This window comes from Nocardioides sp. Soil777, assembly GCF_001428425.1.
GTDB lineage: Bacteria > Actinomycetota > Actinomycetes > Propionibacteriales > Nocardioidaceae > Nocardioides > Nocardioides terrigena.
Genome location: NZ_LMSN01000016.1, coordinates 1 through 26,692, shown reverse-complemented (window position 1 = coordinate 26,692; position 26,692 = coordinate 1). Strand labels below are relative to the sequence as shown.

Genomic DNA, 26,692 nt, shown 5'->3' with positions numbered 1-26,692 from the left:
ATCAGGTGTGAAGAGTGAAGCTCGCGATCCTGTCCCGCGCCCCCCGGGCGTACAGCACCCAGCGCCTGCGCACCGCGGCCCTCGACCGCGGGCACGAGGTCAAGGTGCTCAACACGCTGCGCTTCGGCATCGACCTGTCGGGCAAGGAGCCGGACCTCCAGTTCCGCGGCAAGCAGCTCTCCGACTACGACGCGATCCTGCCGCGGATCGGCAACTCGATCACCTACTTCGGCACCGCCGTGGTCCGCCAGTTCGAGCAGATGGACGTCTACACGCCCAACACGGCGTACGGCATCTCCAACTCCCGCGACAAGCTGCGCGCCACGCAGATCCTGTCCAAGCACGGCATCGCCATGCCGGCCACGACCTTCGTGCGCGACCGCGCCGACGTGATCCCGGCCATCGAGCGCGTGGGTGGCGCGCCCGTCGTCATCAAGCTGCTCGAGGGCACCCAGGGCATCGGCGTCATCCTCGCGCCGGACATCAAGGTGGCCGAGGCGATCATCGAGACGCTCCAGAGCACCAAGCAGAACGTGCTCATCCAGCGCTTCGTCAAGGAGAGCAAGGGCCGCGACATCCGCGCGCTGGTGGTCGGCGACCGGGTGGTCGCCGCGATGCGGCGGGTGGCGCAGGGCGACGAGTTCCGCTCCAACGTGCACCGCGGCGGTTCGGTGGAGCCGGTCGAGTTGGACCAGGCCTTCGAGGAGGCGGCGGTCCGCTCCGCGCAGATCATGGGCCTCAAGGTCGCCGGCGTCGACATGCTCGAGGGCAACGACGGCCCGCAGGTGATGGAGGTCAACTCCTCGCCCGGCCTCGAGGGCATCGAGAACGCGACCAAGCTCGACGTGGCCGGCGCGATCATCGACTACATCGACAACCAGGTCGCCTTCCCGCAGATCGACGTGCGGCAGCGGCTGAGCGTCTCGACCGGGTACGGCGTCGCGGAGCTGCTCGTGCACGGCGACGCCGACATCGTGGGCAAGACCCTCGAGGAGTCGGGCCTGCGGGAGAAGGACATCTCGGTGCTGACCCTGCACCGCGGCACGTCGGTGATCCCCAACCCGCGCGGCAGCCACGTCCTCGAGCCCGAGGACCGACTACTGTGCTTCGGGCGGCTCGAGGAGATGCGCTCGATGATCCCCGAGCGCCGCAAGCGCCGGCAGAAGGTCAAGAAGCTGCCCAAGCACCCGATCCACGAGCAGGAGTGACGGCGCCCGGCTAGGGCTCCGCCGACCGCCAGCGGTCGAGCTCGTCGTCCACGGCGGCCCGGTCGGCCGCAGCGACGGGGCCGGAGAGCAATGCCTCGAGGTCGACCCCGGGGACGAGCTCCCCGACGACCTCCCGCATGCGCTCGCCCGCGGCCCTGGCGGCCTCGGTGATCGCGGCGATCACGTGGCCGGCCAGCTGGTCGGCGGACAGGCGCATCGCGTCCGGTGCGAGGTGCAGATCGGTGGGCAGGCCGGCCGGAGTGACCCGCACCCGCACGAGCCCACCGGCCGCCTCGGCCTCGCCATGCACCTGCGCGAGCTCGTCCTGCATCCGGGCGACGGCCTCGAGCCGTCGGGTGGTGTCCCGGCGGAGCCGGGCGCTCCAGTCGTCGGTGTCCATCCCCCACGGGTGCCCGCGCAGCGCCCCCGCCAACCCCGCCGTCCCGGGCCTGTGGACAACGGGAAAACCCTCAGTAGCCGCCCTCCGGCGGCACCATCTCGCCGCGGATGCCGAGCAGGCGGACAGGCCGGTCGTCGCCGAGCGCCAGGTAGAGCTCGTGGGCGGTGGTCGCGATGAGGTCGACGTCGTACGTCGGCTCGGCGAGCTTGCGGACCTTGGTGGAGGTGAAGAACGGCTTGACCCGCACCTTGAGGTGCACCCGCATCGCCGCCCGCTCCTCTCGCCGCAGGTCGGCCACGACCTGCTCGGCGAGCACGCGCAGCGCGTCCGGGACCTCGGCGGGGTCGAGGTCGCGCTGGTAGGTCGTCTCGTGGCCGTGCGCCCGGGCGACCCACGGGGTGTCGTCGGGCCAGTCCCGGCCACCCCCGCGGCCGAGGCGCCCCACGTGCGCCCCGCCGGACGGCCCGAGCTCGGCGACCAGCACCTCGACCGGCGCGCTCGCCAGCTGGGCGACGGTGTCGATCCCGAGCCCGGCGAGGCGGGCCGAGATCCGCGGGCCCACGCCCCACAGGGCGGTCGTCGGGCGCTCGCCCATGACGTCCAGCCAGGTGTCCCTCGTCAACATGAAGGTTCCGCGCGGCTTGCCGAAGCCGGTCGCGGTCTTGGCGCGGACGAGGGTGTCGCCGATGCCCACCGAGCAGTGCAGCCCGGTGGCCTCCAGGACCGCCTCCCGGACGGACCTGGCTCTGGCCTCCGGGTCGTCGGTGTGGACGCCGACGAAGGCCTCGTCCCAGCCGAGCACCTCCACCACGGTGCCGGGGAGGTCCTTGAGCGTCTGCATCACCCGGGCGGACGCGGCCTCGTAGACCGGCCGGTCGACCGGCAGCAGCACCGCGTCGGGGCACTTGCGGACCGCAACCCGCAGCGGCATCCCGGACCCGACCCCGTGCTCGCGAGCCTCGTACGACGCGGTGGAGACGACGGCGCGCTCGGTCGGGTCGCCGCGACCGCCGACAATGACCGGGCGTCCCACCAGGTCGGGCCGGCGCAGTAGCTCCACCGCGACGAGGAACTGGTCCATGTCGACGTGCAGCACCCAGCGTCCACCCGTGGTCGTCACCGATCCATCATGCTCGCCCCTTGTGCGGGCGGCGCGCGTTTGGTGGTGTGGGGGCCCGCGCCCACGACCTCCGAGGAGACCCGGTGAACATCACCGACACCGCAGACCTGTGGTGGAAGACCGCCGTCCTCTACTGCGCGGACGTCCAGACGTTCCTCGACCTCGACGGTGACGGGCACGGCGACCTGCGCGGGATGGTCCACCGGGTCGACTACCTGGCCGACCTGGGCGTCACGTGTCTGTGGCTGATGCCGTTCTACCCGACGGCCGATCGCGACGACGGCTACGACATCACCGACTTCTACGGCGTCGACCCCCGGCTGGGCAGCGCCGGTGACTTCGTCGAGCTGGTGCGCACCTGTCACTCACGAGGGATCCGGGTGATCATCGACTTCGTCATGAACCACACCTCGGACCGGCACCCGTGGTGGAAGGACGCGATACGCAGCGAGGACTCGCCGCACCGGGACTGGTACGTCTGGCGCTCCTCGACCCCGCCCGACACGAGCAAGCAGGTCGTCTTCCCCGACCAGGAGGACGCCATCTGGGACCAGGACCCGGCCTCGGGGCAGTGGTACCTCCACAACTTCTACAAGACCCAGCCCGACCTCAACCTCGCCAACCCGGACGTGCGCGAGGAGGTCATGCGCACGATGGGCTATTGGCTCCAGCTCGGGGTCGACGGATTCCGGATCGACGCGGTGCCGTTCCTGTTCACCGCGGACCCGCTGCCCAAGAGGGAGCGGAGGTTCCCCGACTTCGACCCCCACGACTACCTGCGGCGCCTCAAGGCCTTCGCCGATCGTCGCAAGGAGTCGGCGATGTTCCTCGGGGAGGTCAACGTGCCGTACGCCGACATGGCCGACTTCTTCGGCAGCGGCGACGCCGACGAGCTGTCGATGCAGTTCGACTTCATCGGGATGCAGGCCATCTACCTCTCCCTGGCCCGGGGAGACGTCCGGCCCCTGGTCAAGGCGCTGCGGGACCGTCCCGTCATCGACACCGGCAGCCAGTGGGCCAACTTCCTGCGCAACCACGACGAGCTCACCCTCGACAAGCTGAGCAAGGCCGAGCGCCAGGAGGTCTTCGACGCCTTCGGCCCGGACCCGGACGTGCAGCTCTTCGACCGCGGCCTGCGGCGACGGCTCCCGCCCATGCTCGGCGGCGACCAGCGGCGCATCCGGATGGCCTACTCGCTGATGTTCTCGCTGCCCGGCACACCGGTCCTCTTCTACGGCGAGGAGATCGGGATGGGGGAGAACCTCGACGTACCGGGTCGGCTGGCGGTGCGCACGCCCATGCAGTGGCAGGCCAGCGACGACGGGGGCTTCTCGACCGCGAGCCGGCGCTCGGTCGTGCGTCCGGTCACCGAGGGGACCTACGGTCCCGCGCAGGTCAACGTGGCCCAGCAGCGCAACGACCCGGACTCCTTGTGGTCGTTCATCCAGCGCCTCATCTCCCGCTACCGCCAGTCGCCCGAGATCGGGTGGTCGGAGGCCGAGGTGCTCGACCAGCCCGACCACCGGGTGCTGGCGCACGTCTGCCGCAAGGACGACTGGTCCCTGGTGGCCATCCACAACTTCGCCGACGAGCCGGTCGAGGTCACGGTCGAGGTGCCCGGCCTCACGCGAGGCACCGACCTCGTCGACCTGCTGAGCACCGGTCCGGCGCAGCGCACGCAGACCGGGCCCAGGGGCCGGATCACCCTCACGCTCCCGGCGTACGGCTTCGTGTGGTGGCGGGTCGTGCTGGAGGGCGACCGCCGCATCGACCACTGACCCGACCACTGACCCGACCCCGGCAGACCCGCCGGACATCGACGACAGAGAGGTTCCCGTGACCCGCATCGGCTTCCACGCCTCCCACGAGCAGGTCTCGCCACGCCAGCTCCTCACCGACGTCCAGCACGCGGAGAGGGCCGGGTTCGACATGGCGATGTGCTCGGACCACTTCTCCCCGTGGAGCAGCCGGCACGGTCACTCCGGCTACGCCTGGTCCTGGCTGGGAGCGGCCCTGGCCACCACGGACCTCGCGTTCGGATGCGTGTCGGCGCCCGGGCAGCGCTACCACCCGGCCGTGCACGCGCAGCGGATCGCCACCCTGGCCCAGATGTTCCCCGGTCGGTTCTGGGTGGCGCTGGGCAGCGGCGAGGCGTCCAACGAGCACGTCACGGGGGAGCGCTGGCCCGACAAGGAGCAGCGCACCCGGCGGCTCGAGGAGTGCGTCGAGGTCATCGGTCGCATGCTCGACGGGGAGGAGGTGACCCACCGCGGGCTGGTCACCGTGGACCGGGCCCGGCTATGGGAGGTCCCGGAGCAGCGGCCGCTCCTCATCGGCCCGGCCGTCTCGGTGCCCTCCGCGGGACGCGTGGCGGCCTGGGCCGACGGCATCGTGACCATCAACCAGCCCGTCGACGTCCTGCGGGACCTGCTGGCCGCCTACCGGGACGCGGGGGGTCGGGGGCGTGCGGCCATCCAGGTGCACCTGTCCTGGGCGCCCACCGAGGACGAGGCCGAGTCGGTCGCCCACGACCAGTGGCGCACCAACATCTTCAGCGAGCCCGTCAACTGGGACACCGAGCTCGTCGAGGCATTCGACCTGATGGGTGAGCACGTCAGTCCCCAGGCCGTGCGCGAGCACGTCCGGGTCTCGGCCGACCTCGGCCGGCACCGGGAGTGGCTGGCGGAGTACGCGGAGCTCGGCTTCGACGACATCTACCTCCACTTCGTCGGCAAGGAGCAGGCGCCGTTCATCGACTCCTTCGCCGCGGAGGTCCTTCCCTCACTGGGGGGCTGAGGCCTCCGTAGCCCGGCCCGCCGGGCCGTCCCACCACGGGTCGGTGATCTCGCGCAGCTCCGCCAGCATGGTGCGGAGCTCGTCGTAGCGCTCCGCACCGAGGTGGGCCGACCACTCGCGCGCGATGCGGCGCTCGACGGTGCGGGCCTCCCGCTGCACGGCCCGGCCCCGGTCGCTGAGGCAGACGAGCCGGGCCCGGGCGTCGGTCGGGTCCGGTCGCCGCTCGACGTACCCGGCGCGCTCGAGCTGGTCGACGAGGTAGCCGGCGGTCTGCTTGGTCACCTGGGCGGCCTCGGCCAGCTCGGTGAGCCGGGAGCCGCGTTCACCGAGGCGGGCCGCGACGCGGCCCTGCGCGATGGTGATGTCGTCGTACCCGCGCTCCCACAGGTGCTCGAGCACCTGCCTCTCCACGTGCCGCTGCGAGACGAACATCAGCACCGCCGGGTGCGGTTGGGCCATGGGTTCCTCCTTGACAAACATCGTCAGTCTATCTGACCATAAAGTGGTCAGGGAGACTGACGGTCTGGAGAGTGTCATGGAGCGCGACGAGGTCTGGCAGCACACCATCGACCAGCGGCTCGCCCTGCGCGACGTGCTCCGCGACCTCACCCCCGAGGAGTGGGACCAGCCGTCACTGTGTGCGGGCTGGCGGGTGCGCGACGTCGCCGGCCACGTCATCGCCGGCCCGCAGCTGGGCCTGGTAGACACGGTCAAGGTCATGGGCGGCATGTGGCGCGGCTACAACGGGATGATCCTGCGCGACGGGCAGCGCCGGGGGAGCGTGCCGGTGGCCGACATCCTCGCGCAGTACGACGAGTGGGCCGAGGTCCGCAAGGGGCCGCTCACCGTGACCCACGTCGAGCCGCTCATCGACGCGATCGTCCACACGCAGGACATCGTGCGTCCGCTCGGTCGCACCGTGGCGGCACCGCCCGAGGCGGCGGCCGTCGCCGCCGACCGGGTGCGCACCCTCGCCCTCCTCTTCGGCACCCGCCACCTCTTCTCCGAGCACCGCATGGTGGCCACCGACACCGACTGGGTCCGCGGCACCGGCCCCGAGCTGCGCGCCCCGATGACCGAGCTGCTGATGTTGTGCACCGGCCGCCCGACGGCCGACGCGGCGGTCTGACCCCTCCGGTGCCCTGACAGACTGGGCCGGTGATCGATCCGCTCCAGACGGTCCTCATCGTGGCCGCGCTCGTCCTCGCGCTCGTCACCGGTGTCTACGTCGCCCTGGACCGCAGCCCCGACCGGGTGCTCGTGGCGCTGCTCGCGCTCCTCGAGGCCGGACTGGTCGTCCAGGCGGTCGTCGGCATCGCCCAGCTCATCGGCGGCAGCGATGACCCCGGCATCACCTTTGTCGGCTACCTGCTGGCCGTGCTCGTGATCCTGCCGCTCGGTCTGCTCTGGTCGCTGGGGGAGCGCAGTCGCGGCGCCACGTCGGTGCTGATCGTCGCCCTGCTCACCGTCGCCTTCCTCGTCCTGCGCCTGGTGCAGATCCATGCCGCAGCCTGACGCCCGGACCCCCGCGCGGGGCAGGCGCGGGCGGGGCTCGACGTCGACCGGGCTCGGGCGCGTCCTCGTCGCGACGTACGCCGTCTTCGCGCTGGCCGCGACCGCGCGCAGCCTCGTCCAGCTGCTCACCAAGGCCTCCGAGGCGCCGCTGGCCTACACGCTGTCGGCGCTCGCCGCGGTGGTCTACGTGCTCGCGACCCTGGGCCTCGCCGAGGTCGGCCCGCGTCCCCGGGCCATGGCGTGGGCGGCCGTCGGCTTCGAGCTCGTCGGTGTCCTCACGGTCGGCACCCTCACCGTGCTCGACCCGGAGCTCTTCCCCGACGCGACCGTGTGGTCGGCCTACGGCCAGGGCTACGGCTTCCTCCCGCTGGTGCTGCCCTTCCTCGGCATCGCCTGGCTCGTGCACACCCGCCCGCGCAGCTGACGGGCGGCCGTGAGCCGGCGAGCCGTCAGGCGGTCGCGCCGGAGCCCGAGACCTGCGGGAACTCCTTCATGGCGTGGTCGGCGATCCGCTTCATCATCCAGGCGTCGACCCCGGCGCCGATGAAGCCACCCACGATCGGAACACCCCGGCCGAGCCGACCGAGCGCCTTGAGGCCGAGGCCCCGCATGAGGTGGAAGCCGACGGCCTTGTTGACCACCATCAGGGCCGCCGGCGGCAGGCCGCGGGTGGCCAGGGTGGCGAGCCGGCCGCCGCCGGTGCTCATGCCGGCCTTCTGGAGCACCTTGTGGGCGTCGGAGCCGACGAGGGTGAGCAGGACGGCGGTCTTGACGCGCTCGTCGGTGACGTCATAGCCGCGGAGGCTGGCGATCGAGCCGACCATCCGGGTCGCCTGGACGTAGAACTCGAGCACGTTGGCGGGCAGTGCGATCGGCATCGTGACGAAGCCACCGACACCGGTGACGAAGCCACCGATCCCGCCGCCGAGCGTCGCCCCGCGCGCCACGGCCGCGAGCGCCTCGTCCGTCGTGCCCTGCTTGTGCAGCGCCTTGGCGGCGATCTGGTCGGCGGAGCGGATCGGGCCACGACCCTCGAGCCCGATGTCCACGAGCATCCGGACCACGCGGTGGATGGGGCCGTTGTCCTTCGTCGGGTCCTGCGCCGCCTCGAGCGCCGAACGGGTCTCCTCGACCTGGTGGGGTCGGGGCACGAACATGTCGTACAGGCCCATGGTCACTCCTCTGTGTGGCTGATGTCGCTGGTGATCGATGGCGATCCTGTCACCCGGGCCGCCACCCGGGCTCACCCGCAGGGACAGCCGTCGGGTGGCGGGGAACACTACGAACACAAGAGTGAGACGCAGGTCACACGGCCCTAGCGTCGGCCTCCCGGGCGCACTCGGGCGCCCACCTCCTGGAGGCTCACATGCGACACCTGTCCCGTCCCGCCCGGCTCGTCCCCGCGGGGGCGCTCGTCGTCCTCGCCGGACTGCTCGCCCCACCCGCGAGCGCCGCGGCCTCGCCCACCCCGGTCGCCTGCCCGCCTGCGGTCGCCGAGCTGGCGACCTGCTGGGGCGGGCAGGACGACAACGGTGCCTACTACACGATCGCCGTCCCGGAAGAGTGGAACGGCGACCTCGTCGTGCACGCCCACGGCGGTCCCGACCTGGCCGAGGAGTCGGACCCGGCCCGCAGCGTCGAGGACCTCGACCGGTGGTCGGTGATGGTGCGCGAGGGCTACGCCTGGGTGGGCTCGGCCTACCGCCGCGGCGGCTACGGCACCCGGATGGCCGTCGCCGACACCGAGAGTGCCCGCCGGATCTTCGTCGAGGAGGTCGGCGAGCCGGACCGCACCTACGCGCACGGGCAGTCGTGGGGAGGCGACGTCGCGGCCAAGCTCGTCGAGGTCCACCCCACGTCGTACGACGGCGCGCTGCTCACCAACGGCGTGCTGGCCGGCGGGTCGCGTGGTTACGACTACCGGGTCGACCTGCGCGTGGTCTACCAGTACTACTGCGGCAACCACCCCCGCCCGACCGAGCCGCAGTACCCGCTGTGGATGGGGCTCCGCGAGGGCTCGACGATGACGTCCGCCGGCCTGCGCGCCCGGCTCCAGGAGTGCACCGGCCTCCAGTCCGACCCGGCATCCCGCACCGAGCTCCAGCAGCGCAACCTCGACGACATCCTGGCCGTCACCGGCATCCCGGAGCGCACCATCGAGTCGCACCTGCGGTTCGCGACCTTCACCTTCCGCGACATCGTGCACGCCCGGCTCGGCGGCCGGAACCCGTTCTCCAACCAGGGGATCCGCTACTCCGGCAGCCACGACGACAAGGCCCTCAACGCCGGCGTCGAGCGCTTCGCCGCCGACCCGTCCGCGCGCCGCGACCTGTCGTGGGACAGCGACCTCACCGGCGCGGTGGACGTCCCGACGGTCACCCTGCACGCCATCGAGGACCCGACGGCGTTCGTCGAGCACGAGTCGGCCTACCGCGAGACCCGCGAGGGGGCCGGCACCGACGACCTGCTCGTCCAGGCCTTCAGCAAGGAGTCCGAGCACAGCTCGCTCAGCGACTCCGGCTACGCGTCGGTGATGGGCGCGCTCGCCGACTGGGTGGAGACCGGGACGCGGCCCACGCCCGCGGACATCGCGGCGACCTGCCCGTCGTACGACGCCCGCTACGGCGCCGGCTGCTTCCTCGACCCGGCCTTCACGCCCGACAGCTACGCCTCGCGCGTCGAGCCCCGCCCCGGTGGCCTGCGCTGGCCGGCCCTCACCGCGGCCCAGGAGCGGGCCTGGTCGCACCGTCCGTCGATCGGCATCGCTCCGTGACCCGCGGCCCCCGTGTGATCGGATGAGCCAGTGACCCGCCTCACAGCACCACCTACGATGTCGCCGTGCTGAAGCGGGTCGGCCATGAGCGCTCCGTGGCGCGCCAGGTCCTGGTGCTGCAGCTGGTCGCAGTGCTGGTCCTGGTCGTCACGGCGCTCGCCCTGGCGACGTACGACGCCCGCTCCGACATCCGGGCCAGCGCCCGCGACGAGGCGGTCTCGGTCGCGCAGGCGGTGGCCCGGTCGCCGGTCGTCCACCAGGCGATGGACACGGGCGACCCGTCGGAGCTGATCCAGCCGTTCGCCGAGGCGGTCCGCGTGGACACCGGCGTCGACTTCGTGGTGGTGATGGCGCCCGACCGCACCCGCTTCTCCCACCCCAACCCCGAGCTGCTCGGCCAGGCCTTCATCGGCAACCTGGGTGGGGCGCCCGAGGGCGAGGTCTACACCGAGGAGTACGTCGGGACGCTGGGGCCGTCCATCCGGTCGATCGTGCCGGTCTTCGCCGGTACCGGCGTCGGTGCTGCGGCCGGGGCCGCGGCCGGGGCCGCGGCCGAGGACGTGGTCGCCATGGTCTCGGTCGGCATCACCTTGCGCCAGCTCGACGACCTGCTGGTCGACGAGTTCTGGGACATCGTGGTGGCCGCGCTCGCGGTGCTGCTGGTCGGCATCTGCGGCGCGTGGTTCATCAGCCACCGGCTGCGGCGGCAGACCCACGGGCTGGGAGAGCGGGAGATCACCCGGATGTACGAGTACTACCGCGCCGTCCTGCACGCCGTCCGCGAGGGCCTGCTGCTCATCGACCTCGACGGTCGGGTCCAGCTGGTCAACGACGAGGCCCGCCGGCTGCTCCGCCTGCCCGACGACGTCGTCGGACGCTCGCTGAGCGAGCTCGGCCTGCCGCCCGCTCTCGTGGAGGCCGCCTCCGGCGCCCGGGGCGCCGACGAGGTCTACGTGACCGGCGACCACGTCCTGGTGGCCAGCACCAGCACCGCGCTGTGGGAGGGCCGCGAGGTGGGTGCCGTGGTGACGTTGCGCGACCACACCGAGCTCCAGGCGCTCACCGGCGAGCTGGACGTCGTCCGCGGCCTCACCGAGTCGCTGCGCGCGCAGACCCACGAGGCGGCCAACCGCCTCCACACGGTGGTGTCCCTCATCGAGATGGGCCGCCCCGAGCAGGCCGTCGAGTTCGTCACCGGCGAGCTGCAGGTCGCCCAGATGCTCACCGACCAGGTGGTCGGGGCCGTCGAGGAGCCGGTCGTCGCGGCGCTGCTGCTCGGCAAGACGGCGGAGGCCTCCGAGCGCGGCGTCCAGCTCACGGTCACCGGCGAGCTGCCCGCGGGCGACCTGGCCGCCGGGGAGTCGGAGATCTCCACGCGCGACCTCGTGACCGTGCTCGGCAACCTGGTCGACAACGCCCTCGACGCCGTGGCGGGGCGTACCGACCGGCGCATCGTGGTCCACCTGGAGGGGGCCGAGCGGCACGTCCGGCTCGTGGTCGGCGACAGCGGCCCCGGGCTCACGGCCGAGGAGGCGGCCCACGCGCTCGAGCGCGGCTGGACCACCAAGGCCGACACCGGGGACGGCAGCGGGGTGGGGCTGGCCCTCGTCTCGCAGGTCGCCCGCCGCCTCGGCGGCAGCGTCACCATCGGCCGCTCGCCCCTGGGCGGGGCCGAGCTCACCGTCGTCCTCGGGAGCGCGTCGTGACCGTCCGGGTCCTCGTCGTCGAGGACGAGCCCCTGGTGGCCGAGGCGCACGCGGAGTACACCCGCCGCGTCGACGGCTTCGAGGTGGTGGGCATCGCCCACTCCGCCTCCGAGGCCTCGCGGCTGCTCGGCGAGCTGGAGGTCGACCTGGTCCTGCTCGACATGTACCTACCCGACGGCCACGGCCTCGGGCTGCTGCGCAACCTGCGCGCCGGCGGCGACCTGTGCGACGTCATCGCGGTCACGTCGGCCCGCGACGCCGACATGGTCAGGCGCGCGGTGGCGCACGGGGTGGCGCTCTACCTCATCAAGCCGTTCACGTTCCCGATGTTCCGCTCCAAGCTCGAGCAGTACGCCGAGTACCGCCGCCAGCTGGTCGACGCCCCGTCGGAGGTGCTCCAGGACGAGGTGGACCGGATGCTCGGCTCCCTGCGGGTGACCAGTGTCGCCGGGGTGCTGCCCAAGGGGCTCACCGCCGAGCGGCTGCAGGAGACGATGGCCGAGCTGCGTACGCCGCCGGGGGTGCTGTCGGCCCGTGAGCTGGCCGAGCGCCTCGACAGCTCCCGGGTCACGGCCCGGCGCTACCTCGAGCACCTCGCGGACGTGGGGCTCGCGGTCCGATCACTGCGCTACGGCGGCGGTGGGCGGCCAGAGGTGGAGTACCGCTGGCAGCACACCGCCGCCGATGGTGCTGGTGGCGGGGTCAGTCGTCCTCGCCGCTGAAGACGACCTCACGCTTCTGGCGGACCGAGGGCAGCAGCGCGGCGATCACGATGATGAGCGCGAGCGCCAGCAGCGTCGCCGAGATCGGCCGGGTGACGAACACCGACGGGTCTCCCCGCGAGATGATCATCGCCCGGCGCAGGTTCTCCTCCAGGAGCGGCCCGAGGACGAAGCCGAGCAGCAGCGGCGCCGCCTCGCAGCCCCAGCGGATGAGGAAGTAGCCGAGCACGCCGGCCACAGCGACGGCGAAGACGTCCCAGGAGTTGAGGCCCAGGGAGTAGCAGCCGATCGAGGCGAAGGCGATGATCGCCGGGAAGAGCACGCTGTAGGGCACGCTCAGCATCCGCACCCAGAGCCCGATCAGCGGCAGGTTGAGCATGATCAGCAGCAGGTTGCCGATCCAGAACGACGCGATCAGCCCCCAGAAGAGCTCCGGCTCGTCGTTGATGACGTTGGGACCGGGGGTGATGCCCTGGATGATGAAGGCGCCCACCAGCAGCGCCATCACCGGGTGGGCCGGCAGTCCCAGGGTGAGCAGCGGGATGAACGAGGTCTGCGCGGCCGCGTTGTTGGCCGACTCCGGCGCCGCCACGCCCTCGATGGCCCCCTTGCCGAACTCCTGCGGGTTCTTGGAGATCCGCTTCTCCAGTGAGTACGACGTGAAGCTGGCCAGGACGTGGCCGCCGCCGGGCAGCACCCCGAGCAAGGAGCCCATCGTGGTGCCCCGCAGGACGGGCATCCGGATGCGCCGGAAGTCCTCCTTGGTGAGCCACAGGCCGTCGACCTTCTTGGTCACGATGCTCGGGTTGATCCGGTGCTCGAGGTTGCGGATGATCTCGGCCACGCCGAAGAGGCCGACGGCCAGGGACACGAAGTCCAGCCCGCCGTAGAGCTCGCGGACCCCGAACGTGAAGCGCGGGACGCCGGTGAACTGGTCCTGCCCGATGGTGCCGAGCAGCAGCCCGAGCACGATCATCGCGAGCGCCTTGATCGCCGACCCGCTGGCCAGCGCGATCGAGGCGAGCAGGCCGAGGACCACGATGGCGAAGTAGTCCGCCGGCCCGAACTCGAGGGCCACGGCGGCGAGTGGTGGCGCGAAGAGCGCCACCAGCACGGTGGCCACCGTGCCGGCGAAGAACGAGCCGAGTGCGGCCGTGGCCAGGGCTGGCCCCGCCCGACCCTGCTTGGCCATCTGGTGCCCGTCGAGGGCGGTCACGACCGCGGAGGACTCGCCGGGCAGGTTGAGCAGGATGGCCGTGGTCGAGCCGCCGTACTGGGCGCCGTAGTAGATGCCGGCCAGCATGATCAGCGAGGCGACGGGGTCGAACTCGAAGGTGATCGGCAGCAGCAGGGCCACCGTCGCCGTCGGGCCGATGCCGGGGAGCACGCCCACGGCGGTGCCGAGGGTGACGCCGAGCAGGCAGATGAGGATGTTGGAGGGCTGGAGGGCGGTCTCCAGTCCCAGCAGGATGCCGTCCACGTCAGCCCCCCAGCCACTCGCCGAGGATGGGCAGGCGCAGCTGGAGCAGGCCGACGAAGACCCCCAGGCACAGCGCCGTGAGACCGATCGCGATCACCGCAGCCCGGCCGGGTCGGGTGCCGTGGCCGGCCAGGGCCGCCAGGAAGGTCGTCACCAGCAGGCTGGGGCCGAGCCCCAGTCCCCCCACGGTGAAGCCGAAGAACAGGATCGCCCCCACGATCAGGCCCATGCGCTGCCACGGGATCGGGCCACGGTCGGCGTTGGCCACCGTCGGGTCGACGCCGCGGAACGACGCGGCCACGATGATCAGCCCCAGCAGGGTCAGGATGGACCCGAGCATCAGCGGGACGTAGCCGGAGCCCATCCGCAGCGCTGAGCCCACGTCGTACCTCGCGCCGCCGATGGCGAACGCGAGACCGAGGACGACGAAGGTGGCGCCCGCCATCAGGTCGGGGAGGGACGGCCCGGACCGGCCCCCGCCGAGGCGCCCGGCGTGGTCGCCGGGCGCCGCAGGGGTGCTGCTCATTCGCCGGTGACCCCGGCTTCCTCGATGATCGGCGTCCAGCTGTCGATCTGCTCCTCGAGCTTGGCCGTGTGGGCATCCGGCGTCGCCTGGTCCTCGGCCACCGGGGTGGTGCCCAGGTCGGCCATCTGGTCGATGACGTTCTGGTCGGTCAGCGCGACCGCCAGGGCGTCGGTGAGCTTCTCGACGACCTCGTCCGGGGTGTCGGCCGGGACGTAGAGGCCGTGCCACACGCTGACCTCGACCTCCGGCAGCCCGGCCTCGGCCGTGGTGGGCAGGTCGGGCAGCGCCTCGACCGGCTCGGGCGTGGTCACGGCGTAGCCCTTGATGTCACCGGACAGGATCTGCCCCGTGGTGTTGGTGGTCTGGTCACACATGAAGTCGACCTGGCCGCCGACGAGGTCGGTCAGCGCCGGACCGGTGCCGTCGTAGGGCACCTCGGTCAGGTCGACGCCGACGGCCTCCTCGATGAGGAGTCCGCAGAGCTGGGACGCGGCGCCGACGCCGGCGTTGGCCAGCGTGACGGTGTCGGCGTTCTCCCCCACGTAGGTCACGAGCTCCTCGAGCGTCTCCGGCTCGAAGTCCTTGCGCGCCACGATCGTCATCGGCACCTCGGTGACCAGGCCGATGGTCTTGAAGTCCTCCAGCGGGCTGTACTCCAGGTCGGGGTAGAGGGCCGGCGCCGTGGACATGCCGATGTGGTGCATCAGCACCTGGTAGCCGTCCGGGTCCTCGTCGGCCACCTGGCCGGCAGCGACGGTGCCGCCGGCACCCTCGACGTTCTGCACGACGATCTGCTGGCCGAGCTCCTCGGCCATCGGCTCGGCGATCAGGCGGGTCACCGTGTCGGTGGGCCCTCCGGCGGCGAAGGGAACGACGATGGTGATGTCGTCCTCGGGATAGGCGGCGGGGTCGGCGTCGCCGCCGCCGCAGGCGGCGAGGGACGTCACCGCGAGTACGGCGAGTGCAGCGAGAGGGGTGCGCCTGGTCATGACGGCTCCTTGTTCAGGGGGATGTGGCTCACGTCACACCATGGAGCCGCCGTGCCCGGCGGTCGACGTTGTGCACCTTGTGTTCACAGGCGGGTGCCCCTGGGGGTGAGGCGCACCGCCCGCGCGGTGCTCGCGGACTCAGCGCACGGCCGAGCGGAACCCCGCAGTCTCAGGCTGTTGGTCACCACGAAGACGCTGGAGAAGGCCATCGCCGCCCCGGCGAGCATCGGGTTGAGCAGCCCGGCCGCGGCGACCGGGATGGCCGCCACGTTGTAGGCGAACGCCCAGAACAGGTTGCCCTTGATGGTGCCCAGCGTCCGCCGGGAGAGCCGGATCGCGTCGGCCGCGACCCGCAGGTCGCCGCGCACCAGGGTCAGGTCGCTGGCCTCGATGGCCACGTCGGTGCCGGTGCCCATGGCGAGGCCGAGGTCGGCCTGGGCGAGGGCGGCGGCGTCGTTGACGCCGTCGCCGACCATCGCGACGACCCGGCCCTCGTCCTGGAGGCGCTTGACCACGTCCACTTTGTCGGCGGGCAGCACGTCGGCGATGACGTGCTCGATGCCGACCCGGTCCGCGACCGTGCGGGCGGCCGCCTCGTTGTCGCCGGTGAGGAGGTACGGCGTGAGGCCGAGGTCGCGGAGCATCCGCACCGCCTCCGGGGAGGTCTCCTTGACCGTGTCGCCGACGACGACGATGCCGGTGGTGCGACCGTCCCAGCCGACCTCGATCGGGGTGCGGCCGTCCGCGTGGGCCCGGTCGACGGTGGCCCGGAGCGGGTCGTCGCCGGGGTCGGCCCCGGGGTCGCGCGCCGACTGGCGGCGTACGACATCCGCACCGTCCTCGGGACTGTCGGCTGCCGCCAGCTGCGGACGGCGGGCGTAGACCGCGCGCCCGTCGACGGTGCCGGTGACCCCGACCCCGCCGGTGGCGACGAAGTCGGTGACGGTCGCGTCGGACCCGGCGTACGCCGCGACGGCGCGCGCGATCGGGTGCTCGGAGGCCTGCTCCAGCGCCCCGACGAGGCGGAGCAGCTCCTGCTCGTCGACCCCGGGCGCGGCCACGACGGCGTGGACGGTCATCTCGCCGGTGGTGACGGTGCCGGTCTTGTCGAGCACGACGGTGTCGACGCGGCGGGTGGACTCGAGGACCTCCGGGCCCTTGATCAGGATGCCGAGCTGGGCGCCCCGGCCGGTGCCGACCATCAGCGCGGTCGGCGTCGCGAGCCCCAGGGCGCACGGGCACGCGATGATCAGCACCGCCACCGCGGCGGTGAACGCCGCCGTCGCCCCGGCACCCGAGCCGAGCCAGAAGCCGAGGGTGGCCACGGCCAGGCCGATCACGATCGGGACGAAGATCCCCGAGATGCGGTCCGCGAGACGCTGCACCTGGGCCTTGCCGTTCTGGGCGTCCTCGACGAGGCGGGCCATCTGCGCGAGCTGGGTGTCGGAGCCGACCCGGGTGGCTCGGACGACGAGGCGTCCGCCGGCGTTGACGGTCGCGCCGCCGACGGTGTCGCCCGGCCCGACCTCGACCGGGACGGACTCGCCGGTCAGCATGCTGCGGTCGATCGCCGAGCTGCCCTCGGTGACCTCGCCGTCGGTGGCGACGGCCTCACCCGGGCGTACGACGAAGTGGTCACCCACGGCGAGCTGCTCGATGGGGATGCGGGTCTCGGTGCCGTCGCGCAGCACCGCGACCTCCTTGGCGCCGAGCTCCATGAGGGCGCGCAGCGCGGCACCCGACTGGCGCTTGGCCCGCGACTCGAGCCACCGCCCGGCCAGGATGAAGGTCGTCACCCCGGCGGCGGCCTCGAGGTAGATGTTGGCGGCGCCGTCGGTGCGGTCCACGGTCAGCTCGAACGGGTGGGTCATGCCCGTCGTCCCGGCCGTGCCGAGGAAGAGGGCGTAGAGCGACCAGCCGAAGGCGGCGAGCACGCCGACCGAGACGAGGGTGTCCATGGTGGTCGCGCCGTGGCGCAGGTTGGTCCACGCGGCCCGGTGGAAAGGCCAGGCGCCCCACACCACCACGGGGGCGGCCAGGGTGAGCGAGAGCCACTGCCAGTAGTCGAACTGCCACGACGGCACCATCGCCAGCGCCACCACGGGCACGCTCAGCAGGGCGCTGATGACGAGCCGGTCGCGCAGCGGGTCCCGCTCGGGGGCGTCCTCGACCGCGGCGGTCGCGCCGGGAGGCGGCGGCAGCGCGGCGGCGTACCCGGCCTGCTCGACGGTGCGCAGCAGGTCGTCGGTGCTGACCGAGGTCGGGTAGGAGACCTTGGCCTTCTCGGTCGAGTAGTTGACGGTGGCGGTGACCCCGTCGAGCTTGTTGAGCTTGCGCTCGATGCGGTTGGCGCACGAGGCGCAGGTCATGCCGGTGATCGCGAGCTCCACGTCAGTGGCCATCGGACTCCTCCTCCCCGTGCTCGTCGGCGGGCGCGTCCGGCCCGTTGCTGCGGACGGCGAGCTCCGCGGTGCGGACCACGCCCTCGTGCTGGAAGTCGAAGAACAGCCGGTAGCCGCCCGTGCTGGGCACCTCGACCGCGAACGGGACCTCCGGGCCAGCGTCGCCATCCTCGGGGTGGACGTGGAGGTAGGCCAGGTCGCCCTCGCGCAGCGCGACCAGGTGGCCGTAGGCGCCGAGGTAGGGCTCGAGGTCGGTCACCGGCTCGCCGTCGCGGCTGACCCGGACGGCCACTGCTCCCTCGTCGAGGTCCCCCACCAGGTCCACGGTGTAGCCGTCGACCGTGTCGGTCGTCCGGTTGCCGGGGTGGGGAGCCGGGGCGTAGCGGCCGGCCACCTCGACGTCGGTGCCCAGCGTCAGCGCCGGGCCTCCGGTCGGGGTGAAGTCGGCGAAGACCCGCCACGTTCCGGGCGTCAGGTCCACGTCGGTGGTCCAGGTGCCGTCGGCGGACATCGTCGGGTGGACGTGCTGGTAGCCGGAGAAGTCGCGGCGTACGACGATGAGGTGCAGGTCCTTATCGTGCTCCTCGTCGTACGCCGTCACGGCGGCGCCATCGGGTCCGGTCACCGCGAAGCGCAGGGTCGTGCGCCCCGGGGTCAGCCCGCTGGCGGGCAGCTCGAGGGTGTAGCCGGCCTCGCTGACCTGGAGCCCGCCGGGGACGTCGGTCGCCATGGCCGTGGAGGCCGCGGGCTCCTCCGAGTCGTCGTGCGTGTCGCCCGCGTGGGTGTCGGTGGCGACCTCGACCGGGCCGACCCGGTCCTCGACGAGGCGGCCGGCGCCCCACGCCGTACCGAAGACGAGGGCGAGCGCGGTGACGAAGAGCGCCACCCGCGCCGCGGTGCTTGTCACGCGAGCTGGTAGCCGGCTTCCTCGACGGCGGCACGGACGGCCTGCTGCTCGAGGGGCTGGCTGCTCGTGACGGTGACGGCGCCCGAGTCGAGGACGACGTCCACGGACTCGACGCCGGGGATCTCGCTGATCTCCTCGGTGACGCTGGCGACGCAGTGGCCGCAGGTCATGCCGGTCACGGTGAAGGTCTGGGTGTCGGTGGTCATGGGGTCCTCCTCAGGACTTCACGAGCCGCGCGATGGCCGCGCTGGCTTCCTTGAGCTTGGCCTGCTGCTCGTCGCCGCCCTCGCGGACGGCCTCGACGACGCAGTGCTCCATGTGCTCGTCGAGCAGGGCCAGGGACAGGGACTGGAGGGCGCGGGTGACGGCGGAGACCTGGGTGAGGATGTCGATGCAGTACTGCTCCTCGTCGACCATCCGGTGCAGCCCGCGGACCTGGCCCTCGATGCGCTTGAGACGCTGGAGGTGCTTGTCCTTGGTGCCGTGCGCGACATAGCTGTGTTCCATGCCTCGAACCTACCCCTAGGGGGTATGGGTAGGCAAGGCAGGTCGCCTGGAATATCCGGCGGACACCCGCCGTTACATGTCGTACAATCTTCAATCAGATCGGTTGGAGCAGGAGCACCAGGAGGCAGTCATGCAGTTCGGCATCTTCAGCGTCGGCGACGTGACGCCCGACCCGACGACGGGACGCACCCCGAGCGAGGCCGAGCGCATCGAGTCGATGACCCGCATCGCGCTCAAGGCCGAGGAGGTCGGGCTCGACGTCTTCGCGACCGGTGAGCACCACAACCCGCCCTTCGTGCCGAGCAGCCCGACGACCCACCTGGGCTTCATCGCCGCCAAGACCGACAAGCTGCTCCTCTCCACGTCCACGACGCTGATCACGACCAACGACCCGGTCAAGATCGCCGAGGACTACGCGATGCTCCAGCACCTCTCCGGTGGCCGCATCGACCTGATGATGGGCCGCGGCAACACCGGCCCGGTCTACCCGTGGTTCGGCAAGGACATCCGCGACGGCATCAAGCTCGCGATCGAGAACTACCACCTGCTGCGCCGGCTCTGGCGCGAGCCGGTCGTCAACTGGCAGGGCCAGTTCCGCACCCCGCTGCAGGGCTACACGAGCACCCCGGCCCCGCTCGACGGCACGCCGCCGTTCGTGTGGCACGGCTCGATCCGCAGCACCGAGATCGCCGAGCAGGCGGCCTACTACGGCGACGGGTTCTTCCACAACCACATCTTCTGGAACAAGGAGCACACCGAGCAGATGGTGCGCCTCTACCGGCAGCGCTTCGAGCACTACGGCCACGGCAGCGCCGACCAGGCGATCGTCGGGCTCGGCGGCCAGGTCTTCATGGGTACGACGGAGGCCGAGGCCAAGCGCCAGTTCCGGCCCTACTTCGACAACGCCCCCGTCTACGGCCACGGCCCCTCGCTGGAGGACTTCTCCACGATGACGCCGCTGACCGTCGGCACCCCCGAGCAGGTCATCGAGCGCACCCTCGGGTTCGCCGACTACGCCGGTGACTACCAGCGCCAGCTGTTCCTCATCGACCACGCCGGCCTGCCGATCGAGGTCGTGCTTGAGCAGCTCGAGATCCTCGGCCGCGACGTCGTGCCCGTGCTGCGCGCCGAGTTCGACCGCCGCCGCCCGGCCCACGTGCCGAGCGACCCGCCCACCCACACCTCCCTCGTCGCCGCCGGGCCCGACGCCCCGCACCACCTCGTCGAGCCCGCCCGCGCGACGCTGGAGGCCGCCACCTCGACCAGCCCCGAAGGAGCCACTGCATGACCCGCACCGTGGTCGTCATCACCGCCGGCCTCAGCGTCCCCTCGTCCACCCGGCTGCTCGCCGACCAGGTCGCCGACGCCGTCAGCGCCCAGGTCGGCGCGCGCGGTGAGGCCGTGCGCCTCGAATACGTCGAGCTGCGCGAGCTGGCGGGTGACCTCGCGTCGTACATGACGAGCGGAGGCGTGCCCACCGCGCGCCTCTCCGAGGTCCGCGACCTGGTGTCGTCGGCCGACGGGATGATCGCGGTGACGCCAGTGTTCACGGCGTCCTACAGCGGGCTCTTCAAGATGTTCTTCGACGCCCTCGACACCGACGCCCTCAACGGCATGCCGGTGCTCATCGCCGCGACCGCCGGCACCGCCCGGCACTCGCTGGTCCTCGACCACGCGATGCGTCCGCTCTTCGCCTACCTGCGGGCCGTGGTCGTGCCGACGGGCGTCTTCGCCGCCACCGAGGACTTCGGCGGCACCACCGACCTCGCGGCGCGGATCACCCGCGCCGCCGGGGAGCTGGCCGGGCTCGTCGTGGGCACCGACCACGTCGCCGGCTTCGGCCCGGACGCCGGCGGGCGTCGTACGACGCGCACGTCCGGCACCGACGTGGGCCCGGTGACCGACTTCGCCGAGCTGCTGCGCGGGCACGCGGGCTGACCACTCGCTGATCACCCCTAGGGACCCCGGACGGTTGTCCGGGGTCCCTGTGCGAGACATGGTCGAGGAATGACTGACGACAAGAAGATCACCGTGGAGCGCACCATCCAGGCCCCGACCGCCGCCGTCTTCGACGTGCTGAGCAACCCCGAGCGGCACGCGCAGATCGACGGGTCGGGCTTCGTGAAGGGTGACGTGGGCTCCAACCGCATCCAGCAGGTCGGCGACGTGTTCACCATGGACATGACCGGCGACCACATGGGTGGCGACTACCAGACCGACAACACGGTCACTGGCTACTCGCCCAACCAGCTCCTCGCCTGGCAGACGGCCCCCGCCGGCCAGGAGCCCCCCGGCTGGCAGTGGGTGTGGGAGCTCGAGGCGGAGGGTTCCGAGGCCACCAAGGTCCGGCACACCTACGACTGGAGCAACGTCACCGACCAGGAGCTGCTCAGCAAGATCAGCTTCCCGCTGGTCTCGCAGGCGGACCTGGAGAGCGCGCTGACCAACCTCGACCAGGCGGTCACGGGCTCCTGATGAGTCCAGTGCGGATCCGGCCCGTCGGGGGACTCCCAGGCTGCCTGGTGATGATCCTGGTGTCGGTCCTGCTCTCGGTGCTGCTGACGCTGGTGCTCAACGTCCTCGTGCGCTGAGGATCCCCTGTTCTTCCCGTCGACGGTGGGGTCACCGACTCGTAGGTTGGTCGGTGACCCCACATCGTCGGCAAGGAGAGCGCCATGACCAGCCTGCTCAACCCCTACGTCAACGTCCTCGACGGCAAGGCCCGCGAGGCCCTGGAGTTCTACCAGTCGGTCCTCGGTGGCGACCTCAACGTGATGACCTTCGGCGACATGGGCACCGAGGGCCCGCTCGCCACGCAGGTGATGCACGGCCAGCTCGAGACGCCCGCCGGCTTCACGCTGATGGTCGCCGACGCGCCGCCGGAGATGACCCAGGTGACCATGGGCAACAACATGTCGATCAGCCTGTCCGGCCCGGCCGAGGATGCCGACGCGCTGCGCGGCTGGTTTGCCGGGCTCGCCGAGGGTGGTCAGGTGCCCCAGCCGCTCGAGGCCGCGCCGTGGGGTGATGAGTTCGGGATGCTGGTCGACAAGTTCGGGATCGGCTGGATGGTGAACGTCGCGGGTGCGCAGCAAGGCTGAACTCGCCGCGGGTGGGCGCTCGAACCGCTCAGAATGGGCGTGTGACCTCAGCACAAACCTCAGCACAAACCTCGGCACGTTGCGATGCCCGGCTGCGATAGAGGGGAGCGCCTCCCGGCACGCGCGCCATGCGACGCGCTATCCGCCATCAAGGCAGCCCGGGAGTCTCCTCGCGGGACTTGCGAGTGTCCTGGTGAGACCGCAATCGCCTTCATGCCACGAAGTCGATCGGATGCCGTTCACTTGGTCTGCAGGTCAAGTCTGGGCCTCCCCCTTTCGGCGAAGTAGTCCTCGAGCTCCCGGAACGACTCGGGGTCGAGTGCGGCGTGAGGGTCGGCCATGAGCTCGCGGTGCACCTGTGTTCGTGCGTGCGCGTAGAGCGGCTTGTTCAGGGCGTAAGCCACGTTATGGGAGTACCACCGGGGGAAGGTGCGTGCGCCCAGCCACTGCAGCGCTTGGGCGATGAACCCCGGCCTCCCGCGGCGGACCGCGAAGGCGACCGCTCGGCCGAGCAGAAACATGACGGCCACGAGCACGGCCATGGCGGTGATCGTTGAGCCTCGCTCCTCGCGGGAGAAGTTGTCCGTCAGTGTGAGGATTCCTCCGTAGTACGTGGGCACGAGGACTCTGGCCTGCTCGACGGCGGGCCCGGTGACCTCGATGAGCTGTCGCAGCGATTCCCTTTCGGGGATCGCCTCCCAGGCGTCACGGAAGTCGCCGATGTTTGCCCAGAACTTCAAGTAGTCAAGATCGCTTGCTTCCGCCACGCGTTCGTCGAATATCTGCAGCTCGTCAAGCGTCTCCCGACTCCGCTCGATCGACGCCTCCATCTCCGCCTGCGGCGGTGTCTGGGTGTTGAGATGATCGATGGCGTCCTCGATCTGCGCGCGGTGTTCCACGACGTACTGCGTGCGCCGATACTCCTCAGTCAGGGTCGGCACCGCCGCGAGTCCCTCGCGGATCTTTCCGGCCCAGGTCTGAGCATCGCTGAACGCGACAGCGATGGCCGCGGCGGCTCCCCACGCTTTGAAGAAGATCTCCAGCGCCGCGCCCAACAGCATGCGCCGAAGTTCGAAGCGTGGCCTTCGCCGCGTCTTGACCTGGTTTGTCACCGGCCGAGGGTATCTCCGACAGAATCGGAGCGCCGGCACGGTGGGTCTCGTCTCACCGGGACGCTCGCAAATCGGCACGGTGTCCTGATGAGACGGGCACGCTCAGGGACCCGGACACTCTCGCGGGCCTCCGCAGCAGTGCTTGCGGTTTTTGAGAGGTCAGGTCGGACGGTGTGCAAGCGTCCCTCAAACCCCATCATCGAAGGATCCAGCATGTTGATGCAACCTGCGTGCAGGAAGTACCGGGTCGAGGTCTTCGGGGGAGCGTCTTTCCGCCGCCAATGCACGCAAGGTTCAGCTGGACAGCCCCGCAATCATCGCCCTAACCGTCGTTACCCACGCGCATCGATCGTGATCGGCTTGGAGACAGACTTCGCGTACATGTCTTGCTTTGTCACAAGGAAGCGCAGGGTGATGGGCCGGTGGATGTTCCAGCGGAGGAAGAAGTTGTCGCGCCCGTTGCGAGCTGTGAAGAGGTCGAGCTTGGGCGCATCGACCCAGCGGCCCCTCACACGGAGCTGAGCCTTGACGTCCACAGCCCAGACAGGGCCGTAGCCGTACTCCTTCTTCACCAGAACGGTGGCGGTCACTCGCACGGGTTGGTTGAATTTAGGCGATCGGGTGGAGGCGGTAATTGATGTGCGGGTCCTGGCGGGCTTGAGCGTGATGTAGCCAGTCCCGACGATGACACCCTCGCCTGCGGCGCTGGTGTAAGTACCTTCCACGGAGACCGCGTAGCGGCCCACGGGTTCCTCCCAGTCACAGATACGTTGCGTAGTTAGTGAGCCGGCAGGCGCATCACCCAGAGTGCTATCGAGGGGATGCCTGATCTCGTAGAACATGCTGTCGACCTCATCCGACTCGTAGACGAAGACATCGGCCTCCCAAGCAGTTGCGCCTGCGGGAAGATTCAGGTCGTACTCGAAGTCGTACCGGGCGCATCCGCCGAAGGCTTGCTGGACATCCGCGTGAATAGTCGCCGCGACATCGGCATGAGCGGGGGCCTGAACGAAGGTGGCCGACAATACCGTGATGAGGAGGAAGAGAGCAGCGCGCATGTTGGAACCCTAGGCAGCGCCTCGCGCACCGCGCAGGGGATCAGGGCATCTGTCATCTCTTCTTAGTATCAAAGCGCACCAAGGGTGGACGGCATGTCTTTGTCTATGCCACAAGGACTGATGCATCGTCGGATCTACCTCGATGACTGCGTCCATTCGCCGTCTGCAGGCGTGTACCTCTCGACGTGAGTGCACACGCAACTCGCTCAGGTCATCCCGCGGGTCGGCGCGCCCAAGGAGCTGGCCGGCTCCGTGACTTCGAGGTCAGGTGCCACGACCGGCACTCGCTGCACCAGTACGAGCCGGTGGGCAGCTTTCGGTCACGGCCTTGGCTTTCGAATCGGATGGCGTGAAGGACGCGTTCCGCAGACCACTGACTGGAGTACTGCTTCTTCGAACAACGGAGCATCGCGACGTTCCTCAAGTCGCGTGCTCAACTGGTTAAGTCCAGCCCGGCACGATGAGTTCACGGTTAAACCGCTCTGCCCGGTTCGGAGCATGTGTGTCTCCGTTGATGTCGGCAGGCTAGCGCGCCCGGGTCGCTGACGCCACCAACTTAGTGGGTCGATCGGTCGTTTCAGGGCCTGCGTCGCGGAACCCGATCCTTGAGGCGAATGGTCTGGTCAAGGACTCTCAGTCGACTCAAGCCCATGCGGGCTTGGCCGTTAGTTCCGAAGGTCCCGGCCGCTTGGAACGCGGTTGCCAAGGGCCCGTTGAAGACCACTTCGTGCTCTACGCCAGAAGTCCTCGATAGCTTCAAGACGATGAGTGCTGCTGCGGCGGTGTGTGAGGTCTGGCGTATCGCTACACCGCTGGAACCGTAGGTCGCCTTGATCTCGACTTGGCGTCCATCCCCGGCGATGGCGTCGTGCCCGGCAGACGACGCGGGAACCAACTCCACGTCGAACATTGCCTCTGCGGCGGCCTCGCCGATGGAGCCCACGAGGTGACCGTCCAGTGGGAACTTCCTGCCGGGATGCATCGCCTCGAGCTCCTCGACGACGGCATGCAACTGCTCCACCAGGACAGCCGTCCGAGTTGTTCGCTCCTTGTGGTCGACCAGCCGACATTCGGGACGATCCGGTTTCTCAAACATGGTCTGATGATGCCCGTTCGGCTGGCAGCAGGGGCACAAGCTTGGCGTAGTCAGCGTCTGTCCGCCGCAGCCCGGCACGCTCGAACGCAAGCGCACGGTGTCGCCTCTGCGTGCCTCTCGGACGCGGATATCGGAGGTTGGGCCCGGTCAAGCGCCAGAAGGACCGCACCGGGACAACTCATCCTCTTCCACTTAGGCTCCGACGATGGAGCCGATTGCACTTGCCTCCCTTCTGCCCACGGACTTCGATCCGAGCACCTGCAAGCTGCATTGCGCCGTCTTCAACGGTGAGAACTATCCCATCGACGTCTTGGCCAACGACCCCGCCGAGTGGCAGCGCTGGAACTCGTGGAGAGGCGACAAGAACGACTTCAACCGTCAGTTCGTCTTCTCGCTGGCTCAGGATCGACACGACCCGACTCTGTGGCTCTTCGGTGGCACGTGGGAAGTGATCGGCCAGCGTCTTGAGCCCAGGGCCCACTCCTACGACGTCGTTCTGCGCGAGGACTTGATGGGACCCTTCGTGCGACGTCTCTATGTGAGGCTGCATCTCGCCGGGCGTCAGCGGCGGCGGACGATGGAATCGTGCCTTGGGGAGATGACCGTGTCCTCCATCCTCGAAGAGGCGTTCGTCGGGGACCCCTTCCCGGGCCATGACCGCATCAACCACACACTCGCGGACCTTCAGATCATCGTCGCCCAGCAACGGCCAGACTGGCGCATAGCCCTGGAGCACATGAAGGGCGTCTACGTGATCCACGACCAGACGACCGGCGCAAGGTACGTGGGATCCGCCTACGGAGATACCGGCATCTGGCAGCGCTGGAGTACGTACACCTCGACCCTTCACGGGAACAATGTCGGACTACAGGAGTTCCTGGTTGAGAAGGGCGAGGACTACTTCCGAGCGAACATGAAGTTCGCGTTGCTGGAGTTTTGGTCGATGCGCACCGACGACGCCCACGTCCTTGAGCGGGAGTCGTATTGGAAGGAAGTACTTCACGCGCGTTCGCTAGGCCACAACAGGAACTAACTCCCGCCCTCTGTTCGTCCGCCTGCAACGCACCATGTTCCACCGCCCCTTAGTTGGTGACCGTCGCTCCCCCTGCCGGGGCAAGCCGGGCAGCCGGGCCATCTCGACACTCGCGAGGGCCGGACTGCCAACAATTGACCGGTGTCGACGGCGCTCCAAAGCTGGTCGTTCCCGGCGCTTGAAAAGTGAGCGGTGTTGCCGAGTCTAGGACTCGGTCTGGTCGGTGGTGGTGCGGATGCTG

Annotated in this window: 28 protein-coding genes and 1 pseudogene; 15 read left to right on the top strand and 14 right to left on the bottom strand. The window is 70.4% G+C overall.

Annotated elements, in window-relative coordinates; translation table 11 throughout:
- Positions 1-14: 14 nt before the first annotated feature.
- Positions 15-875: pseudogene (locus ASG88_RS13115) on the top strand (ATP-grasp domain-containing protein); the annotation flags it as partial.
- Between the two features lie 27 nt (positions 876-902).
- Positions 903-1,208, top strand: a complete 306-nt coding sequence (locus ASG88_RS24220; RefSeq protein WP_414858642.1) for a cation:proton antiporter regulatory subunit — start codon at positions 903-905, stop codon at positions 1,206-1,208.
- A gap of 10 nt (positions 1,209-1,218) precedes the next feature.
- On the opposite strand, the gene ASG88_RS13110 is transcribed toward ASG88_RS24220, so the two are convergent.
- Both ASG88_RS13110 and ASG88_RS13105 read right to left on the bottom strand, forming a co-directional pair.
- Positions 1,219-1,608: a YbaB/EbfC family nucleoid-associated protein gene (locus tag ASG88_RS13110; protein ID WP_056887902.1), complete on the bottom strand. Its 390-nt coding sequence runs from the start codon at positions 1,606-1,608 to the stop codon at positions 1,219-1,221.
- Positions 1,609-1,678: 70 nt separating this feature from the next.
- Complete coding sequence (locus ASG88_RS13105) at positions 1,679-2,728, bottom strand: DNA polymerase IV (RefSeq protein ID WP_235534845.1); 1,050 nt, start codon at positions 2,726-2,728, stop codon at positions 1,679-1,681.
- 83 nt (positions 2,729-2,811) lie between these two features.
- Between ASG88_RS13105 and ASG88_RS13100 the strand changes: the two genes are divergently transcribed.
- Together ASG88_RS13100 and ASG88_RS13095 are read left to right on the top strand one after the other, a co-directional pair.
- On the top strand, positions 2,812-4,506 hold the full coding sequence (locus ASG88_RS13100; RefSeq protein ID WP_056887901.1) for an alpha-amylase family protein: 1,695 nt from the start codon (positions 2,812-2,814) through the stop codon (positions 4,504-4,506).
- Positions 4,507-4,564: 58 nt separating this feature from the next.
- On the top strand, positions 4,565-5,524 hold the full coding sequence (locus tag ASG88_RS13095; RefSeq protein WP_056887900.1) for a TIGR03885 family FMN-dependent LLM class oxidoreductase: 960 nt from the start codon (positions 4,565-4,567) through the stop codon (positions 5,522-5,524).
- Here ASG88_RS13095 and ASG88_RS13090 read toward each other — a convergent pair.
- Positions 5,510-5,983, bottom strand: a complete 474-nt coding sequence (locus tag ASG88_RS13090) for a MarR family winged helix-turn-helix transcriptional regulator (RefSeq protein WP_056887899.1) — start codon at positions 5,981-5,983, stop codon at positions 5,510-5,512. The genes ASG88_RS13095 and ASG88_RS13090 overlap by 15 nt on opposite strands.
- 76 nt (positions 5,984-6,059) lie before the next feature.
- On the opposite strand from ASG88_RS13090, the gene ASG88_RS13085 reads away from it, so the two are divergent.
- The 3 genes from ASG88_RS13085 to ASG88_RS13075 are packed head-to-tail and all read left to right on the top strand — an operon-like array spanning position 6,060 to position 7,463.
- Complete coding sequence (locus tag ASG88_RS13085) at positions 6,060-6,653, top strand: maleylpyruvate isomerase family mycothiol-dependent enzyme (RefSeq protein ID WP_082600409.1); 594 nt, start codon at positions 6,060-6,062, stop codon at positions 6,651-6,653.
- Positions 6,654-6,682: 29 nt separating this feature from the next.
- On the top strand, positions 6,683-7,039 hold the full coding sequence (locus tag ASG88_RS13080) for a hypothetical protein (RefSeq protein ID WP_056887898.1): 357 nt from the start codon (positions 6,683-6,685) through the stop codon (positions 7,037-7,039).
- Positions 7,026-7,463 (top strand): hypothetical protein, encoded by a 438-nt coding sequence (locus ASG88_RS13075; protein WP_056887897.1) that lies wholly within the window; start codon positions 7,026-7,028, stop codon positions 7,461-7,463. The genes ASG88_RS13080 and ASG88_RS13075 overlap by 14 nt, the downstream gene beginning before the upstream one ends.
- A gap of 25 nt (positions 7,464-7,488) precedes the next feature.
- On the opposite strand, the gene ASG88_RS13070 is transcribed toward ASG88_RS13075, so the two are convergent.
- Entirely contained in the window at positions 7,489-8,211 is a 723-nt protein-coding gene (locus ASG88_RS13070; RefSeq protein ID WP_056887896.1) for an EcsC family protein, read from the bottom strand.
- 194 nt (positions 8,212-8,405) lie between these two features.
- Here ASG88_RS13070 and ASG88_RS13065 point away from each other — a divergent pair, with 194 nt between their 5' ends.
- The 3 genes from ASG88_RS13065 (at position 8,406) to ASG88_RS13055 (ending at position 12,240) form a co-directional block, all read left to right on the top strand.
- Positions 8,406-9,812, top strand: a complete 1,407-nt coding sequence (locus tag ASG88_RS13065; protein WP_082600406.1) for an alpha/beta hydrolase family protein — start codon at positions 8,406-8,408, stop codon at positions 9,810-9,812.
- 65 nt (positions 9,813-9,877) lie between these two features.
- Positions 9,878-11,518: a sensor histidine kinase gene (locus ASG88_RS13060; protein ID WP_157559726.1), complete on the top strand. Its 1,641-nt coding sequence runs from the start codon at positions 9,878-9,880 to the stop codon at positions 11,516-11,518.
- Entirely contained in the window at positions 11,515-12,240 is a 726-nt protein-coding gene (locus tag ASG88_RS13055; RefSeq protein WP_056887895.1) for a response regulator, read from the top strand. The genes ASG88_RS13060 and ASG88_RS13055 overlap by 4 nt, the downstream gene beginning before the upstream one ends.
- Here ASG88_RS13055 and ASG88_RS13050 read toward each other — a convergent pair.
- The 7 genes from ASG88_RS13050 to ASG88_RS13020 all read right to left on the bottom strand — a co-directional run bounded on the left by ASG88_RS13050 (position 12,221) and on the right by ASG88_RS13020 (position 19,051).
- Complete coding sequence (locus ASG88_RS13050; RefSeq protein WP_056887894.1) at positions 12,221-13,720, bottom strand: tripartite tricarboxylate transporter permease; 1,500 nt, start codon at positions 13,718-13,720, stop codon at positions 12,221-12,223. The two genes, ASG88_RS13055 and ASG88_RS13050, sit on opposite strands and share 20 nt — an antisense overlap.
- 1 nt (position 13,721) lies before the next feature.
- The gene (locus ASG88_RS13045; RefSeq protein ID WP_082600404.1) at positions 13,722-14,246 is read right to left on the bottom strand and encodes a tripartite tricarboxylate transporter TctB family protein; all 525 of its coding nucleotides are present in this window, start codon (positions 14,244-14,246) and stop codon (positions 13,722-13,724) included.
- Positions 14,243-15,235 (bottom strand): tripartite tricarboxylate transporter substrate-binding protein, encoded by a 993-nt coding sequence (locus tag ASG88_RS13040; RefSeq protein ID WP_056887893.1) that lies wholly within the window; start codon positions 15,233-15,235, stop codon positions 14,243-14,245. The genes ASG88_RS13045 and ASG88_RS13040 overlap by 4 nt, the downstream gene beginning before the upstream one ends.
- An 83-nt stretch (positions 15,236-15,318) precedes the next feature.
- Positions 15,319-17,637 carry a heavy metal translocating P-type ATPase gene (locus ASG88_RS13035; RefSeq protein ID WP_056887892.1) on the bottom strand — a complete coding sequence of 773 codons (2,319 nt, stop codon included), beginning with the start codon at positions 17,635-17,637 and terminating at the stop codon, positions 15,319-15,321.
- Positions 17,627-18,544: a hypothetical protein gene (locus tag ASG88_RS13030; RefSeq protein WP_056887891.1), complete on the bottom strand. Its 918-nt coding sequence runs from the start codon at positions 18,542-18,544 to the stop codon at positions 17,627-17,629. The genes ASG88_RS13035 and ASG88_RS13030 overlap by 11 nt, the downstream gene beginning before the upstream one ends.
- Positions 18,541-18,750 (bottom strand): heavy-metal-associated domain-containing protein, encoded by a 210-nt coding sequence (locus tag ASG88_RS13025; RefSeq protein ID WP_056887890.1) that lies wholly within the window; start codon positions 18,748-18,750, stop codon positions 18,541-18,543. The genes ASG88_RS13030 and ASG88_RS13025 overlap by 4 nt, the downstream gene beginning before the upstream one ends.
- Before the next feature lie 10 nt (positions 18,751-18,760).
- Positions 18,761-19,051, bottom strand: coding sequence for a metal-sensitive transcriptional regulator (locus tag ASG88_RS13020; RefSeq protein WP_056887889.1), 291 nt, complete (start codon positions 19,049-19,051; stop codon positions 18,761-18,763).
- A 130-nt stretch (positions 19,052-19,181) separates the two neighbouring features.
- Here ASG88_RS13020 and ASG88_RS13015 point away from each other — a divergent pair, with 130 nt between their 5' ends.
- The 4 genes from ASG88_RS13015 to ASG88_RS13000 all read left to right on the top strand — a co-directional run bounded on the left by ASG88_RS13015 (position 19,182) and on the right by ASG88_RS13000 (position 22,152).
- On the top strand, positions 19,182-20,339 hold the full coding sequence (locus tag ASG88_RS13015) for an LLM class flavin-dependent oxidoreductase (RefSeq protein ID WP_056887888.1): 1,158 nt from the start codon (positions 19,182-19,184) through the stop codon (positions 20,337-20,339).
- Positions 20,336-20,989 (top strand): FMN reductase, encoded by a 654-nt coding sequence (locus ASG88_RS13010; RefSeq protein ID WP_056887887.1) that lies wholly within the window; start codon positions 20,336-20,338, stop codon positions 20,987-20,989. Before ASG88_RS13015 ends, ASG88_RS13010 begins: the two co-directional genes overlap by 4 nt.
- Before the next feature lie 69 nt (positions 20,990-21,058).
- Entirely contained in the window at positions 21,059-21,526 is a 468-nt protein-coding gene (locus tag ASG88_RS13005; RefSeq protein WP_056887886.1) for an SRPBCC domain-containing protein, read from the top strand.
- Between the two features lie 200 nt (positions 21,527-21,726).
- Positions 21,727-22,152 (top strand): VOC family protein, encoded by a 426-nt coding sequence (locus ASG88_RS13000; RefSeq protein WP_056887885.1) that lies wholly within the window; start codon positions 21,727-21,729, stop codon positions 22,150-22,152.
- A gap of 239 nt (positions 22,153-22,391) precedes the next feature.
- Here the strand turns inward: ASG88_RS13000 and ASG88_RS12995 are convergent, their stop codons facing one another.
- The 3 genes from ASG88_RS12995 to ASG88_RS12985 all read right to left on the bottom strand — a co-directional run bounded on the left by ASG88_RS12995 (position 22,392) and on the right by ASG88_RS12985 (position 25,418).
- The gene (locus ASG88_RS12995) at positions 22,392-23,264 is read right to left on the bottom strand and encodes a hypothetical protein (RefSeq protein ID WP_157559725.1); all 873 of its coding nucleotides are present in this window, start codon (positions 23,262-23,264) and stop codon (positions 22,392-22,394) included.
- Between the two features lie 332 nt (positions 23,265-23,596).
- Positions 23,597-24,322, bottom strand: coding sequence for a hypothetical protein (locus tag ASG88_RS12990; RefSeq protein WP_056887883.1), 726 nt, complete (start codon positions 24,320-24,322; stop codon positions 23,597-23,599).
- Between the two features lie 577 nt (positions 24,323-24,899).
- The gene (locus ASG88_RS12985; RefSeq protein ID WP_056887882.1) at positions 24,900-25,418 is read right to left on the bottom strand and encodes a DUF6998 domain-containing protein; all 519 of its coding nucleotides are present in this window, start codon (positions 25,416-25,418) and stop codon (positions 24,900-24,902) included.
- Between the two features lie 205 nt (positions 25,419-25,623).
- Between ASG88_RS12985 and ASG88_RS12980 the strand changes: the two genes are divergently transcribed.
- Positions 25,624-26,451 (top strand): GIY-YIG nuclease family protein, encoded by an 828-nt coding sequence (locus tag ASG88_RS12980; protein ID WP_056887881.1) that lies wholly within the window; start codon positions 25,624-25,626, stop codon positions 26,449-26,451.
- Positions 26,452-26,692: the final 241 nt, after the last annotated feature.

What these genes read in the sequence shown, in the direction of transcription:
- ASG88_RS13005 (WP_056887886.1), top strand. Translation starts at nt 21,059, where the DNA reads ATGACTGACGACAAGAAGATCACCGTGGAGCGCACCATCCAGGCCCCG.
- ASG88_RS13065 (WP_082600406.1), top strand. Translation starts at nt 8,406, where the DNA reads ATGCGACACCTGTCCCGTCCCGCCCGGCTCGTCCCCGCGGGGGCGCTC.
- ASG88_RS13090 (WP_056887899.1), bottom strand. Translation starts at nt 5,983, where the DNA reads ATGGCCCAACCGCACCCGGCGGTGCTGATGTTCGTCTCGCAGCGGCAC.
- ASG88_RS12985 (WP_056887882.1), bottom strand. Translation starts at nt 25,418, where the DNA reads ATGTTTGAGAAACCGGATCGTCCCGAATGTCGGCTGGTCGACCACAAG.
- ASG88_RS13040 (WP_056887893.1), bottom strand. Translation starts at nt 15,235, where the DNA reads ATGACCAGGCGCACCCCTCTCGCTGCACTCGCCGTACTCGCGGTGACG.
- ASG88_RS13025 (WP_056887890.1), bottom strand. Translation starts at nt 18,750, where the DNA reads ATGACCACCGACACCCAGACCTTCACCGTGACCGGCATGACCTGCGGC.
- ASG88_RS12990 (WP_056887883.1), bottom strand. Translation starts at nt 24,322, where the DNA reads ATGCGCGCTGCTCTCTTCCTCCTCATCACGGTATTGTCGGCCACCTTC.
- ASG88_RS13070 (WP_056887896.1), bottom strand. Translation starts at nt 8,211, where the DNA reads ATGGGCCTGTACGACATGTTCGTGCCCCGACCCCACCAGGTCGAGGAG.
- ASG88_RS12980 (WP_056887881.1), top strand. Translation starts at nt 25,624, where the DNA reads ATGGAGCCGATTGCACTTGCCTCCCTTCTGCCCACGGACTTCGATCCG.
- ASG88_RS13045 (WP_082600404.1), bottom strand. Translation starts at nt 14,246, where the DNA reads ATGAGCAGCACCCCTGCGGCGCCCGGCGACCACGCCGGGCGCCTCGGC.
- ASG88_RS13020 (WP_056887889.1), bottom strand. Translation starts at nt 19,051, where the DNA reads ATGGAACACAGCTATGTCGCGCACGGCACCAAGGACAAGCACCTCCAG.
- ASG88_RS13075 (WP_056887897.1), top strand. Translation starts at nt 7,026, where the DNA reads ATGCCGCAGCCTGACGCCCGGACCCCCGCGCGGGGCAGGCGCGGGCGG.
- ASG88_RS13000 (WP_056887885.1), top strand. Translation starts at nt 21,727, where the DNA reads ATGACCAGCCTGCTCAACCCCTACGTCAACGTCCTCGACGGCAAGGCC.
- ASG88_RS13085 (WP_082600409.1), top strand. Translation starts at nt 6,060, where the DNA reads ATGGAGCGCGACGAGGTCTGGCAGCACACCATCGACCAGCGGCTCGCC.
- ASG88_RS13110 (WP_056887902.1), bottom strand. Translation starts at nt 1,608, where the DNA reads ATGGACACCGACGACTGGAGCGCCCGGCTCCGCCGGGACACCACCCGA.
- ASG88_RS13010 (WP_056887887.1), top strand. Translation starts at nt 20,336, where the DNA reads ATGACCCGCACCGTGGTCGTCATCACCGCCGGCCTCAGCGTCCCCTCG.
- ASG88_RS13035 (WP_056887892.1), bottom strand. Translation starts at nt 17,637, where the DNA reads ATGGCCACTGACGTGGAGCTCGCGATCACCGGCATGACCTGCGCCTCG.
- ASG88_RS13015 (WP_056887888.1), top strand. Translation starts at nt 19,182, where the DNA reads ATGCAGTTCGGCATCTTCAGCGTCGGCGACGTGACGCCCGACCCGACG.